Raw genomic sequence first — 14,220 nt, 5'->3', positions numbered from 1 at the left:
AGCATGAGATTTTTCTGGATTTTAGGATTGGTAATACTACTGGCGGGATGTAAGATTACCCGGAAAGCCTCCGGTCCTGCGTCAAGCTATGCGAACTATCAGGAGAATCTGAATCCTACACTTCCTGTCTATCCGGATTATCGGGCGCAGATGAATGCGAAATCATCTATAGGATCTTCTGAATCTACCGAGGCGATTGACGCACAATTGGATCAAGTACAGGAAAGCCTAATCAGTAAGAATAAGTCTGAGCCTTATTTTAGCGGGTATTCAGTCTTGGTTTATTCGGGAGTTGACCGCAATAAGGCATTCAAAACCAGAGATGATATAACTACGAATTTTCCTGACCTCATACCTGAGATGCAGTACCAGCAGCCGAGATATCTGGTGAAAATTGGAAAGTTTGTGCATAAAATAGAAGCTCAAAAAAGCTTTGCAGAAGTAAAAACCCAATTCCCTACAGCGCGGATAATCCAAGATCGCTTTCAACGAGAAGAATTCAAGACACAACAAGAACTCAACCAAGAAGATGCTGAAGGACAAAATTAAATCTCTGGCCAGAGAATATAAGGAAGAAGTAATTGCAAATCGTCGCCATCTTCATGCTAACCCTGAACTTTCTTTCCAAGAGTACAACACAGCCACGTTTGTAAAGGAAAAACTGCAAGAAATAGGGATAACCAACATTGAATCTAAGGCGGATACAGGATGGTCAGCTTTGATCGAAGGGAAAAATCCGGGTAAGAGAGTGGTTGCACTTCGTGCAGATATGGATGCATTGCCTATCATTGAGGCTAATGATGTCTCTTACAAATCGCAAAACCCGGGTGTAATGCATGCATGTGGGCATGACGCACATACGGCATCATTATTAGGTGCGGCAAAAATTCTAAATGAAGTCAAAAGCGATTTTGAGGGAACTATCAAATTGATTTTTCAGCCCGGAGAGGAAGTGGCTCCAGGCGGGGCTTCCTTGATGATTGCCGATAAAGTGCTTGAAAATCCCCGGCCAAACGGAATTATCGGTCAGCACGTGATGCCCTTTATAGAAGTTGGAAAAGTAGGCTTCCGTCCCGGAATCTACATGGCCAGTGCTGATGAGCTCTACGTAACAGTAAAAGGTAAAGGCGGCCATGCAGCCATGCCAGAGACCTTGATTGATCCTGTTTTGATTGCTTCTCATATGATTGTTGCTTTGCAGCAAGTAGTGAGCAGGGCAGCTAGTCCAAAGATTCCTTCGGTTCTTTCTTTCGGGAGAGTGGAAGCACTTGGTGCTACAAACGTCATCCCAAATGAAGTGAAGATACAAGGCACTTTCCGTACACTGAATGAAGTGTGGAGAGCCGAAGCTCACAAAAAAATGCTCTCTATTGCCAAAGGAATAGTAGAAGGAATGGGGGGAGAGGTGGATTTTGAGATCAAAAAAGGGTATCCGTTTTTGAAAAACGACCCAGAGCTGACCCAAAGATCCCATCAGGCGGCAATAGCATACCTAGGTGAGGAAAATGTCCTTGATTTGGATATTTGGATGGCAGCAGAAGATTTTGCTTTCTATTCTCAGGAAGTCGCAGGCTGTTTCTATAGATTGGGAACAAGAAATGAGGCCAAAGGAATTACCTCCGGAGTTCATACGCCTACTTTTGATATAGATGAAGACGCGCTGGAAGTTGGTGCCGGGCTGATGGCATTCTTGGCGGTGTCCGAACTCGAAAAAGCATAAACTTGACTTAACTTCCAATGAGTTCTTTTCGAGTAACTTTCTGCTTTATTAGACATTTTCTTCTTGTTTTAACCTTAGAATACAGGCAGGGATTCCATAGCCTGCCCCGACTATTCGGGGTGGCCATTGAAAAACAAATTATAATCACATGAAAAAACTCCTTACCACTTCAGTTTTTGTTTTTCTACTAGTTACTCAGACATTCGCTTGGGGTCAACTGGGGCACTATTTGATAGGCTATATGGCCGAGAAGCAGATGAAAAAGTCTGTGCGAAAGAAGGTAGAGAGAGTGCTTTACCCCATGTCTATAGCCAGAAGCGGAACTTGGATGGATGATATTAAATCTGATCATGCGTATGACTATGCCTATTCTTGGCACTTTATGACCAGCAAAACCGGAGAATATGATGAGTCCATTCAAGAAAAAGGTGGAAATGTGTATGCTGAAATCAGCCGTATAAAGAAGGAACTGAAAGCAGGTAAATTGGACGCCAAAAAGGAAGCAGAATTACTAAAAATGCTGATCCATATGGTGGAGGATATCCACCAGCCTCTTCACGTGGGAAAGGGTGATGATAAGGGGGGCAATGATGTAAAGCTCGAGTATTTTGGCAGGGCTACCAATCTCCACGCGGTATGGGATAGTGGAATGCTTGATGGTAAAGGAATGAGCTATACTGAAATTGGGGATGAGCTTTCGAGAAGGATAACTAGAGACATGATTGCAAAATACCGCGCAGGGACTATGCAAGATTGGGTAGCAGAGGCTGTTGCGGCAAGGCCATCTATCTATAAACTTCCCGAAAACAAGAAAATTTCCTATGGGTATGGCTATGATAATATGCCACTGGTAGAAGAAAGGCTGATAGCTGCCAGTGTTCGACTGGCACAGATACTTGAGGAGATTTACGGTTAAGTGAAGTAAATAATGTGATTATCCGCAATGATGCCAGTAGCATTATTTTCTTTGGTTTGCTTGTTGGAAGACCGATACTTCAACTTCGCTCAGTACAAGTGACGGGTGTCAGAAGTACCTCAATGCTAGAGTTTAGCAAATCCTATATTGCTTTTGTTTCTTTACTGGCAGAAAAGCGGATATACATAATTTGATAAATGCCGTAGGGATATTGAGCATTTCAGTCTTCCCCTGAAGAATTAGAAATCTTTGTCAAAGCCTCAATTTAGAAGGGTTTTGTCTAGAATTCCATACTTTTAAAAAAATTATAGATTCCACATCTATTTTCCTAGCCATTCACGAAGCATTTTATCAGCATCCTCTGATGAATAAACTCTTCCTTCCTCCACATCTTTTAATTCTTTTTCAATCGCTGTTCTTTGTTCGGGAGAAAGCTCATACACAGTATCCGACTTAGATTCCAAATCCACTAGCTTATTGATTTCCTTCAATATTTCTCTATCCGAAATGGAAGTAATCTTACTGATTATCTGAATTATAAGATCTGATTCCGACATTGATCTATTCATAATAGACTTGAGTCCGCGTAAAATTGTTGTTTATCCAAAACGAAGAAAAAACCACTTAAGTTTTCACATCCCCTCAAACAGCCCTCCCATTCCCTGAGCAGGCTTTATTTTCAAATGGGTATACGCCAGTTCTGTTGCCATACGGCCACGAGCGGTTCTTTTCAAATAGCCTTCTTGTATCAAAAAGGGTTCATATACTTCTTCTATAGTCTCGGCTTCTTCCCCGCAGGCAGTAGCGATCGTACTCAGACCTACCGGTCCTCCTTTGAATTTTTCAATAATGGTCAGTAGGATTCGATTATCCATTTCATCCAGACCATTTACATCTACATCAAGCGCATCCAATGCGATTTTTGAGATCTCCAATGTGATGGTTCCGTCACCTTTTACTTCTGCAAAATCACGCGTCCGGCGAAGCAACATATTTGCAATTCTCGGTGTCCCTCTACTTCTTCTCGCTATTTCGTAAGCAGCGATTTCGTCGATAGGAGTCTGCAAAATCCCTGCGGATCGGATGACGATATCGGTCAGTAATTTCGCATCATAGTACTCCAGTCTGGAATTGATGCCAAATCTTGCCCGCAATGGAGAGGTCAATAATCCTGAGCGGGTGGTCGCCCCGATTAGCGTAAAAGGACTCAGAGAAATCTGCACCGAGCGTGCATTTGGTCCGGAATCCAGCATAATATCAATTCTGAAATCCTCCATCGCCGAATACAAGTATTCTTCTACGATAGGATTGAGTCTGTGAATCTCATCTATGAAGAGTACATCCCCTTCATCCAGATTGGTCAGCAGACCGGCCAGATCAGAAGGTTTGTCCAGCACAGGTCCGGAGGTGATTTTGATGCCAGCCTGCAGCTCATTTGCGATAATGTGGCTGAGTGTGGTTTTTCCCAGTCCTGGAGGTCCATGCAGAAGCACGTGATCCAAGGGCTCATTTCTGTTTTTTGCGGCCAGCACAAATACACGCAAGTTCTCCACAATTTTGAATTGCCCCGTAAAATCCTCAAAGCTTAAAGGCCGTAAAGCTTTCTCAAAATCCTTGTCCTTCGGGCTTAGATTTTCATCTTCCCCGCTTAAATAATCTTCTCTCATAGTTTATCCGTACGCTCACAAATATAGAAAAATACGAATGGCTTCTTCCGCATTTTTGAATCCTTGGCTTTCCTGCAAAACCGGAAAATAAGCTTTAAATTTGCCCCAAATCCACAAGCTCATGCGTCCAAACGCCCGAAAAAACATTATCTATTCTATTGTACTACTTGTTGCTATCATGCTGGTATACTCCTGGCGAAATCGTGACAAGACAGAGAGCACCGTGACTGAAGATGCGGTAGTTGTGGCAGATAAAATGACTTTTTCCGGAAAAACCATGGGCACGACTTACAACGTCACCTATCTGGATGAAGAAAATCGCGGTCTTCAAAAATCCATCGATTCTCTTTTGGTGGTTTTTAATCAAAGCCTTTCTACTTATATCCCCGATTCTGAACTAAGCCGATTCAATCTCCATGATACATTGGTGTTTGACTTGCCATATCTGCTGCCTATACTGGAAGCTTCCAAAACGATCTATGAAAATACGAATGGAGCTTTTGATCCCACAGTAGGTCCTTTGGTAAATATTTGGGGCTTTGGTCCAAGTGGCCCTGAACTTAAGGACAGCGTGGATATCAGAAAGCTTCTGGCAACAGTAGGTTTTTCCAAAATCGAGTTTGATCAGAATCAACTTCGCAAAAAGGAACCGGGAATTTATCTGGACTTCTCTGCTATCGCCAAAGGCTATGGTTCTGATGTGATAGCTGACTTTTTGAAAAATAGAGGGATCGAAAATTATTTGGTGGAAATCGGCGGAGAGCTTGTCGCCAATGGAGTGAATGAAAAAGGGGAGCTATGGAAAGTTGGCGTGAACCGCCCCGAAGAATCTGCAAATGCCGCTGACCTGATGGGCATTATTGCATTGCAGGATAGAGCGATGGCAACATCAGGAAATTACCGCAATTTTTACATGCTTGACTCAGTAAGAATTTCCCATACAATCAATCCTGCCACAGGATATCCTGTAAATCATACGTTGCTCAGTGCTACTGTATTGGCGGATAATTGTATGACGGCAGATGCCTACGCCACCGCCATGATGGTGATGGGAATAGATGAGGCAATCAACCTGGATGAAAAACTAGATAAAATCGAGGTATTCCTGATCTATGATGATGGAATGGGAGGGTTTAAGACGTATGCAAGTGAAAGTCTGAAGCCATTTTTGTCTTTTCCGCAGTAGGTTAATTTTAAAATGCAACATTATTGAATTTTATTACCTTTGCCTGAGTTATAACTTTCTCCTTTTCAGAAGAAAAAAAAGGACGTAACCCAAACCGATGGAATTCAAATTTTTGCTTCTTTTTCTCACAGCCATGATCGGTGGATTATTGGTTTTTTTCGCACCCAATTTCAGAGAGAGATACTTTCGGTTGGTACTGGTATTTGCGGGATCTTATCTCTTTTCGATTACCATTCTCCATATTTTGCCAGAGTTGTTTGCCAGCGGATTTGAAACTAAAAGAATGGGATTGTATATCCTGATCGGGTTTCTGCTTCAGCAATTGCTTGAGTTCTGGTCTAGTGGTATAGAGCATGGTCATATTCATACGCATGAGCATCAGGGGAGCAAAGCAATGTCTACTATCATGATTGGATTGTTCATTCATGCATTTCTTGAAGGCACACTCCTATCACATGGAGATTTGATGGATCAAGGCGAGCATGCGCTAGGCCATGTGCATAGTAGTAAAACTGTTTTGTTAGGAATTATTTTGCATAAAGGGCCGGCTGCTTTTGCCCTAGTTGCAGTATTATCGAGTTCTTTAAGCAAGAAAACCACGCTTATATTATTGACTCTTTTTGCTTTAGCTTCTCCGCTTGGGATGATGTCCAGTTCATTTCTGTTTGAAAGAGGAATTCTGGAAAAGCAAGGTGTTGGGATTTTATATGGTTTGGTAGCCGGAGGATTTCTGCATATTTCTACCACCATATTTTTTGAAAGTAGTCCACACCACAAATTCCAATTCAATAAGCTGTTGATAAGCTTTTTCGCTGCCGGTCTGGCAATTCTTTCCGAGTTTTTCATGAGTTAAAAGACTGGGGAAGGCTGAACCGGATTGAGGCTTACTTTGAAGGAAAGCCTATTCCAAATAATCTTGGGCATTTTTGAGGGTTGATGCTAAAAAATTGAATATTTAACATCAAACAGCTTGCATTCCTATGGATGCAATCGCTAGCTTCAAGGCTTGTTTTATTTTCTAAGCCTAAACCCCAACCTATGCCAACCCAAAATGAAAACATGAAACTTTACTGGAGGAAAAACCTCCAAACCCTTTTTGTATTATTATTAGTCTGGTTTATAGTCTCTTTCGGCTGTGGGATTCTTTTCGTAGATGAGCTTAATGAAGTTCGACTGGGTGGTTATAAGCTGGGTTTTTGGTTTGCTCAGCAAGGATCCATTTTCTCTTTTGTAATTCTGATTTTTGTCTATGTGGTCAGAATGAACCGACTGGACAGGGAGTTTGATGTGGACGAAGAATAACTTTTTAAGCTAAAAAACTATGGAAATCTTAACTTGGACTTACCTGCTGGTAGGTATTTCATTTGCGATATATATCGGTATTGCCATTTGGTCCCGTGCGGGATCTACTCAGGAATTTTACGTAGCAGGTGGAGGGGTTTCTCCCTTGGCCAATGGCATGGCGACCGCTGCAGACTGGATGTCGGCAGCCTCCTTTATCTCGATGGCAGGAATTATTTCATTTGCGGGATATGACGGATCTGTTTATTTGATGGGTTGGACGGGAGGCTATGTGTTGCTGGCTCTTTTACTGGCTCCTTATCTTCGCAAATTCGGCAAATTCACCGTTCCGGATTTCGTAGGTGATCGATATTATTCCAATACGGCTAAAGTCGTCGCCGTGATCTGTGCGTTATTCATCTCCTTTACTTATGTGGCAGGGCAAATGCGCGGCGTGGGAATCGTATTTTCCCGATACTTGGAGGTACCTATCGAATGGGGTGTGGTGATCGGAATGTGCATCGTGTTTTTCTATGCCGTGCTCGGCGGAATGAAAGGGATTACCTATACCCAAGTGGCCCAGTACTGCGTACTGATCTTTGCCTATATGGTTCCTGCGATTTTTATTTCCATGCAGCTGACGGGAAATCCTATTCCTCAGCTTGGGTTGGGAGGGGCCGTCGCTGATGGGACACCTCTTCTGGATAAATTGGATGGAGTTCTCACGGAGCTCGGCTTTGAAGCCTATACTTCCGGAAGAAAAAGTATTACAGACATGTTTATGATCACACTGGCTCTCATGGTAGGCACGGCAGGCTTGCCGCATGTGATTGTGAGATTTTTCACGGTCCCACGGGTGAAAGATGCTCGACTTTCGGCTGGATACGCACTGGTGTTTATCGCTATTCTATACAGCACCGCTCCGGCTATTGCGGCTTTTGGGATGTACAATGCTATAGAAAGCACCTCTGAGAAGAATATTTCTGATCTTCCGGAATGGATAAGCACCTGGCAAAAGACCAATCTGATCACAGTGGATGATAAGAACGGTGATGGCAAAGTGCAGTATGTCGCTGATCCTGTCGCCAATGAACTGACCATAGACAGGGATATTATGGTGCTGGCAAGTCCCGAGATCGCCCAATTACCCAATTGGGTAGTCGGCTTGGTCGCTGCGGGAGCTATGGCGGCGGCGCTTTCTACTGCTGCCGGATTGCTTCTGGTTATTTCTACCTCGGTGTCTAGAGATTTGTTTAAGACATTCAAGCCTGATATTTCGGAAAAGAAAGAACTGAGAATTGCCCGAATTGCAGCTGCCGGAGCAGTACTTCTGGCGGGCTATTTCGGAGTGAACCCTCCGGGATTTGTGGCACAAGTGGTGGCTTTTGCCTTTGGATTGGCTGCGGCATCCTTCTTCCCGGTGATTATTATGGGCATTTTCTCCTCAAGAATTAATAAAGAAGGGGCTATATCCGGGATGATTACCGGCTTAGTCTTTACCATTGGGTACATTGTTTATTTCAAGTTTATCAGCCCGGAAACCAATACAGCGGAATATTGGTGGTTTGGTGTTTCACCGGAAGGAATAGGGTCTATCGGAATGATTCTTAATTTTATAGTATGTGTGACAGTTTCCAAATTTACCCCTGCTCCGCCCCAAGCCGTACAGGATATGGTACAGGAAATAAGAATCCCACGTGGTGCAGGTAAAGCACAGGATCATTAAATTAGAGCGTATTTTACCCAGAACTGATTAACATAAACCAAGATTACCATGAGTGACAGAATACATACCCTCAGTGGGTACCTCTACGAATACCAAAAAAGCGTAACACAACCGGAAGAGTTTTGGGCCAGAATCGCGGATTCATTTCACTGGAGAAAACGCTGGTCAAAAGTATTGAAATGGAATTTTGAGGAGGCGGATGTAAAGTGGTTTTTAGATGGCAAACTGAACATCACAGAGAATATTTTTGAGCGTCATCTTTTTACCATCGGAGATCGACCGGCGATTATTTGGGAGGCAAATGATCCCGACGAAGAAGGAAGAACATTGACCTATCGAGAGCTTTTTTATGAAGTGAATCGCTTCTCAAATGCCTTGAAAAATAAAGGAATAGGAAAGGGAGATAAGGTAATCATCTATATGCCGATGGTTCCGGAAGCAGCAATAGCCATGCTTGCCTGCGCTAGAATCGGAGCAATTCACTCGGTTGTTTTTGCGGGCTTTTCCAGCTCTGCATTGGCAGATAGGGTCATAGATTGTGGAGCAAAGGCAATTTTGACTTCGGATGGAAATTTCCGGGGAAGTAAAAAAATAGCTGTAAAAGCTGTTGTGGATGAAGCATTGGAGAAAAGCTCAGTGGAGACAGTAATCGTCTATGAGCGCACCAAGCAGGAAGTGACTATGAAAGAAGGTCGGGATTTCTGGTGGCATGAGGTAATCGCCGGGGAATCTGAGCAATGCGTAGCTGAAGAAATGGACAGTGAGGATATGCTGTTTATTCTTTACACATCCGGCTCTACCGGAAAGCCAAAGGGCGTAGTGCATACCACGGGAGGATATATGGTGTATTCGCAGTACTCATTTGACAATGTCTTTCAATATTCGGAAGGGGATGTATATTGGTGTACAGCCGATGTAGGATGGATCACGGGACATTCCTATATAGTTTACGGCCCTCTGCTTGCCGGAGCGACTACGCTGATGTTTGAGGGAGTTCCTACATTTCCTGACGCAGGGAGATTTTGGGCTGTAGTGGAAAAACACAAAGTAAATATATTCTATACCGCACCTACTGCTATTCGGGCGTTGCAAGCATATGGCACAGACCCAATTAACAATTACGATCTGAGCTCCCTTAAAGTATTGGGATCGGTAGGCGAACCTATCAATGAAGAAGCATGGCATTGGTACCACACACACATAGGAAAGAACAAATGCCCTATAGTGGATACCTGGTGGCAGACAGAAACCGGAGGGATTATGGTTTCTCCGATTGCGGGCATCACTCCTACCAAACCTGCCTATGCTACATTACCGCTTCCGGGGGTACAGCTTTGCATTGTGGATCCTGAAGGAAATGAGCTGACAGGAAACTCAGTAGAAGGAAATCTGTGCATCAAGTTTCCTTGGCCCGGAATGATCCGGACTACTTATGGAGATCATGAACGCTGCAAGCAGACCTATTTTTCCACTTATAAAGGAATGTATTTCACCGGTGATGGAGTAAAGCGCGATCACGATGGATACTATAGGATCCTCGGTCGTGTAGATGATGTGATCAACGTCTCAGGGCACAGAATGGGCACAGCCGAAGTAGAAAACGCAATCAATGAGCATCCGAAAGTTATCGAGTCAGCTGTAGTGGGCTATCCACATGAAGTGAAAGGACAAGGAATCTACGCTTATGTGATAGCTGATCTGACTAACCGTACGGAGGATAACCTGATCAATGAGATTAAGGAAATGGTTACCAAAATAATCGGGCCTATAGCGAAACCCGATAAAATTCAACTTGTACCCGGACTACCGAAAACTAGGTCAGGAAAGATCATGCGCCGTATTCTGCGTAAAGTAGCCGAGGGATCTCTTGATAATATGGGTGACACGAGTACTTTGCTTGATCCGGATGTAGTGACCAAAATTATTGAAGGGAAAAAGTAGGTTAAGTTGAAGAGCCAAGATTCTTAAACCAAGAGTTTGGGAATCTTGGCTCTTTGATGTTAATCTTTTGGAGAGGAATCCTCCTCCTCTTCATCCAGCTGAATGGAAGACACTATAGAATCTGGAGAGTCCATTTCCTGTTTATAAAAATTGTGAACCCCCACCATAAAGGCCACTATCAGTGCCCACATCAGGCGTCTGCAATAGCGTAGAAATTGATAAGGGTAGTTCATGTCCAATTGATTATTGATAGATCTGTCCAAAAATCATTCCCACACTGAAGATAGTCAGTAATTTACAGATAAAACCAACTGGTTAGCGGTAATTTTCCTAACGACCTTTGAAAGGCAGACTTTGATAAAAAGTAATATGTATATCCGCTTTTCTTCCAGTAAAGAGACTAAAGCATTATAGGATTTGGAAAACACTAGCGTAAAGGCCACTTCTGTCATCGGTCTTCCTGCCGTTATACCAAAGAAAATGAGGCTACTGGCATCATTGCGGATAATCACAAAAAGTAACTTAAAATGAATATAAGAAAAGCAGACGAACAAAAAGATTACGACAAAGTTTGGGACATTTTTACAAATGTTATTTCGACAGGCGACACTTATGTATTTGACCCAAAAACGCCAAAAGAGGCATTGCATAAAAATTGGTTTGCAGACTATATGGACACTTTTGTTGCAGTTGACGATAATGGAGAAATATTAGGAACTTATATTATCAAACCTAATCAAATTGACTTGGGTAACCACATTGCAAATTGTAGCTATATGGTAAACCCAAAATATCACGGACGTGGGACAGGAAAATTGCTTTGTGAACACTCACTAAAATTTGCCAGGGACAAAGGATTTTTAGGAATACAATTTAATATTGTGGTTAGTACAAATGAAAATGCCGTAAAGTTGTGGCAGAGATTTGGGTTTAATATAATTGGAACAACACCCAAGGCTTTTAGGCACAAAACACTGGGACTTGTTGATACTTACATAATGTATAAAGACCTGACTACGAATGAACAAAACCATAACTCCATGATAATCTGACAACCCTTCCGCTAAATGGCCAATGTAATAGTCAATAGAGTAGCAGAGTTTTTAAAGCGATTTCCGCCTTTTTCGTTTTTGTCCAAGGAGGAATTGGAAAAAATTTCAAGTGCTGTAGAAATTCAATTTTTAGAAAAAGGGGAAACACTTTTCAAGCAAGGTGATGCTCCCCAGTCCCATTTTTTTATCTTAAAAGAAGGTGAAATCCATCTTACAGAAAGCAAGCAATCCGGGGAGGAAATAAAAGAATACTTAGACGAAGGAGATGTATTTGGCGTGCTGGCACTTTTGGGCAAAAGAGCCTATGTCCTAAATGCCCGAATCAGTCAAAGTAGTCTGATTTATGCTATTCCGGTACAGGTTTTTGAAGAAATTCTTGCCACCAACAATCGGGTAGCACTTTACTTTGCAGCCGGGTTTGCTTCCGGAAAGGTCGTCGTCAGGCAGGATTTATCCCAAGGTCAGAAAGCTCGGGGAGCACTAAAGAATGAATTAAGAGATAATTCTCTGCTTATTTTCTCGGATCAGTCCGAGGTGAAAATTTCTGATAAAGTGCTCACCTGCGACTCTTCCAATACAGTCCATGAAGCGGCTAAGCTAATGGTGGAAGCAGATGTCAGCAGCATCGTAATCGTGGATGATAGTTTCAGACCCATCGGCATAATCACTGACAAGGACCTGCGCTCCAAAATTCTGGCAAAAGCGCTTTCGCTTTCCACTTCAGTTAGTGACGTAATGACTTCACCGGTGATAACCAGACCTAAGGATGCGGGCTTTTCGGATCTTTATCTTACGATGATCAAAAATCGACTTCACCACCTCATACTTACGGAGGATGGTTCAGACCAGTCGAAGGTCTGTGGTATAATATCAGATCATGACGTGCTGGTTTCCATGGGAAATAGCCCTGCGGTGCTCATACATGGATTGCTGAATACTCAGGACATAAAAGAAATCAGGTCCATCAGAGACCGTGCAAGTAAGATGCTGGCTTATTATCTGGAAAATGAGGTGGCCATGGATTTTGTGGCTTCTGTCATGACCGAAATCAATGACGTGATCATCCAGCAGGCAATTAAAATCGCAGAAAAATCTCTAACCGAAGAGTATTCGGAAATGCAGAGCGTGCGCTATTGTTTTTTGACTTTGGGAAGTGAGGGACGTGAAGAGCAATTGCTCCGGACGGATCAGGACAATGCTTTGGTTTATGAAAATGTGACTGAGGACTTAAAGTCAACAGCTGCTGAGTATTTTCTGAAGTTGGGAACTGCGGTGGTCGAGATCCTTATAGCCTGTGGATTTGCACCATGTCCGGGAGATATCATGGCCAGCAATCCCAAATGGGTTCAGCCTGTAGCACAATGGGAAAATTATTTTGCCAATTGGATTTTGACACCTACTCAGGAAGCGTTGATTTCTGCCTCGATCTTTTTTGATTTTAGGGCAATCGGCGGAAGCAAAAGCCTATCGGAAGAGCTGAGTTTGTTTATCTATGATTCTCTAAAGAAAAAGCCTGTTTTCCTCAATTTTCTGGCACAGAATACCTTAGCAACACCTCCCCCACTTGGGTTTTTCAGGAATTTTGTAGTAGAAAAATCAGGTGAGCATAGGGATCAATTCGACATCAAAGCCAGAGCAATCCGGCCTCTGGTTGATTTGGCGAGGCTGCTTACCTTAAGCCATGCAGTAATTGGCATCAACAATACGTTTAGGCGGTTTGAACACTTGGCTGAATTGGAACCTAATTACAAAGAACTATTCAGTCAAGCGGCTAAAGCATTTGAGATACTTATTAGAATGAGAGCGATAGAAGGGATGAAAAATGGGAATGATGGAAGATTTATCAATCCTGAATCCCTCGGGAAGCTTCAGAGACAATTGCTGAAGAACACTTTTGTGCCTATCGATGAGCTTCAGGATATAGTAAAGGTACGTTTTCAGCTAGACCATTTTGGACGATGAGTTGGTGGCCATTTTCAAAATCAAAAAGAGTGCTTCCAGATTTTGTGAAAGGATATCTGGCAAAAAACGAATTGAATATCCCTCCTATTCGTGCTCTAAATCAGCTTGATTTTGTAGTGCTGGACACAGAAACCACCGGGCTTGACACGAATAATGATTCAATAGTGTCCTTTGGTGCAGTGAAGATTTCCAATGAGAGAATTCTAGTCAGTTCTGCAGTAGAATGGTATCCGGAGTCCAACCAAAGCCTCAAACAATCGCCTTTGATCCATGGTCTCGTAGAGAGACAGAATCAGCTTACCAAGACTCTGTTTATAAAACAGGTGCTGGAATACATTTCCAACGCAATTCTGGTTGGGCACCACCTCGGTTTTGATTTGGACATGCTTTTTCAAATCGCAAAAGACTATGGGTTGACCCAATTCCAAAACCCAATTATCGACACCATGAATTTTGCTATCCGTCTAGACCATGGACCACAGACTAATCTTAGCCATATTCAGGTGAAAAACTACAGCTTGGATGCTTTGTGTGAGCGTTTTAATATCCCACTCGACGATCGTCATACGGCGGCAGGAGATGCACACCTTACCGCTTTACTTTTTCTGAAATTAGTAAAAATTGCTGAGGCAAAAGGCATAAAGAGTTATGGCCAACTCCTTCGCTAATAGTTCCTGCCGGATTATTTTTAGCAATAATTGAATTTTGCCAAAGTAAAAATCGTAATAACCTTTTTTACAGAGAGTTAAAGGTAAATTTGAGTGATATT

Annotated in this window: 14 protein-coding genes; 11 read left to right on the top strand and 3 right to left on the bottom strand. The window is 42.7% G+C overall.

The genetic code is table 11. The features are described 5' to 3' along the window. Positions 1 to 3 precede the first annotated feature (3 nt). The 3 genes from J2X69_RS03725 (at position 4) to J2X69_RS03715 (ending at position 2,636) form a co-directional block, all read left to right on the top strand. On the top strand, positions 4 to 549 hold the full coding sequence (locus J2X69_RS03725; RefSeq protein ID WP_310098689.1) for a hypothetical protein: 546 nt from the start codon (positions 4 to 6) through the stop codon (positions 547 to 549). Beyond that, positions 530 to 1,720 (top strand): M20 family metallopeptidase, encoded by a 1,191-nt coding sequence (locus J2X69_RS03720; RefSeq protein WP_310098687.1) that lies wholly within the window; start codon positions 530 to 532, stop codon positions 1,718 to 1,720. Before J2X69_RS03725 ends, J2X69_RS03720 begins: the two co-directional genes overlap by 20 nt. Before the next feature lie 148 nt (positions 1,721 to 1,868). Continuing rightward, a complete protein-coding gene (locus J2X69_RS03715; protein WP_310098685.1) occupies positions 1,869 to 2,636 on the top strand; it encodes a S1/P1 nuclease in 768 nt (255 codons plus the stop codon). A gap of 320 nt (positions 2,637 to 2,956) precedes the next feature. Here J2X69_RS03715 and J2X69_RS03710 read toward each other — a convergent pair whose 3' ends face one another. Both J2X69_RS03710 and ruvB read right to left on the bottom strand, forming a co-directional pair. Next, positions 2,957 to 3,193, bottom strand: coding sequence for a hypothetical protein (locus J2X69_RS03710; RefSeq protein WP_310098683.1), 237 nt, complete (start codon positions 3,191 to 3,193; stop codon positions 2,957 to 2,959). A 75-nt stretch (positions 3,194 to 3,268) separates the two neighbouring features. Further along, entirely contained in the window at positions 3,269 to 4,303 is a 1,035-nt protein-coding gene (ruvB, locus tag J2X69_RS03705; protein ID WP_310098681.1) for a Holliday junction branch migration DNA helicase RuvB, read from the bottom strand. A 121-nt stretch (positions 4,304 to 4,424) separates the two neighbouring features. Between ruvB and J2X69_RS03700 the strand changes: the two genes are divergently transcribed. The 5 genes from J2X69_RS03700 to acs all read left to right on the top strand — a co-directional run bounded on the left by J2X69_RS03700 (position 4,425) and on the right by acs (position 10,437). Then, positions 4,425 to 5,489, top strand: a complete 1,065-nt coding sequence (locus tag J2X69_RS03700) for an FAD:protein FMN transferase (protein WP_310098679.1) — start codon at positions 4,425 to 4,427, stop codon at positions 5,487 to 5,489. 97 nt (positions 5,490 to 5,586) lie between these two features. Further along, the gene (locus J2X69_RS03695) at positions 5,587 to 6,342 is read left to right on the top strand and encodes a zinc permease (protein ID WP_310098677.1); all 756 of its coding nucleotides are present in this window, start codon (positions 5,587 to 5,589) and stop codon (positions 6,340 to 6,342) included. Positions 6,343 to 6,527: 185 nt separating this feature from the next. Then, a complete protein-coding gene (locus tag J2X69_RS03690) occupies positions 6,528 to 6,791 on the top strand; it encodes a DUF4212 domain-containing protein (RefSeq protein WP_310098674.1) in 264 nt (87 codons plus the stop codon). A gap of 19 nt (positions 6,792 to 6,810) precedes the next feature. After that, entirely contained in the window at positions 6,811 to 8,496 is a 1,686-nt protein-coding gene (locus J2X69_RS03685; RefSeq protein ID WP_310098672.1) for a sodium:solute symporter family protein, read from the top strand. Between the two features lie 48 nt (positions 8,497 to 8,544). Continuing rightward, positions 8,545 to 10,437, top strand: a complete 1,893-nt coding sequence (acs, locus tag J2X69_RS03680) for an acetate--CoA ligase (protein ID WP_310098670.1) — start codon at positions 8,545 to 8,547, stop codon at positions 10,435 to 10,437. A 59-nt stretch (positions 10,438 to 10,496) separates the two neighbouring features. Here acs and J2X69_RS03675 read toward each other — a convergent pair whose 3' ends face one another. Continuing rightward, positions 10,497 to 10,670, bottom strand: a complete 174-nt coding sequence (locus tag J2X69_RS03675; RefSeq protein WP_310098668.1) for a hypothetical protein — start codon at positions 10,668 to 10,670, stop codon at positions 10,497 to 10,499. Between the two features lie 294 nt (positions 10,671 to 10,964). On the opposite strand from J2X69_RS03675, the gene J2X69_RS03670 reads away from it, so the two are divergent. The 3 genes from J2X69_RS03670 to J2X69_RS03660 are packed head-to-tail and all read left to right on the top strand — an operon-like array spanning position 10,965 to position 14,119. Beyond that, positions 10,965 to 11,489 (top strand): GNAT family N-acetyltransferase, encoded by a 525-nt coding sequence (locus J2X69_RS03670; RefSeq protein ID WP_310098666.1) that lies wholly within the window; start codon positions 10,965 to 10,967, stop codon positions 11,487 to 11,489. Between the two features lie 15 nt (positions 11,490 to 11,504). Further along, positions 11,505 to 13,451 (top strand): DUF294 nucleotidyltransferase-like domain-containing protein, encoded by a 1,947-nt coding sequence (locus J2X69_RS03665; RefSeq protein WP_310098664.1) that lies wholly within the window; start codon positions 11,505 to 11,507, stop codon positions 13,449 to 13,451. Positions 13,452 to 13,480: 29 nt separating this feature from the next. Next, on the top strand, positions 13,481 to 14,119 hold the full coding sequence (locus J2X69_RS03660) for a 3'-5' exonuclease (protein WP_310098662.1): 639 nt from the start codon (positions 13,481 to 13,483) through the stop codon (positions 14,117 to 14,119). Positions 14,120 to 14,220: the final 101 nt, after the last annotated feature.

The sequence above is a fragment of the Algoriphagus sp. 4150 genome, from assembly GCF_031457395.1.
GTDB lineage: Bacteria > Bacteroidota > Bacteroidia > Cytophagales > Cyclobacteriaceae > Algoriphagus.
The sequence above is the reverse complement of the archived record's forward strand: the minus strand, read 5'-3'. Positions and strand labels throughout refer to the sequence as shown.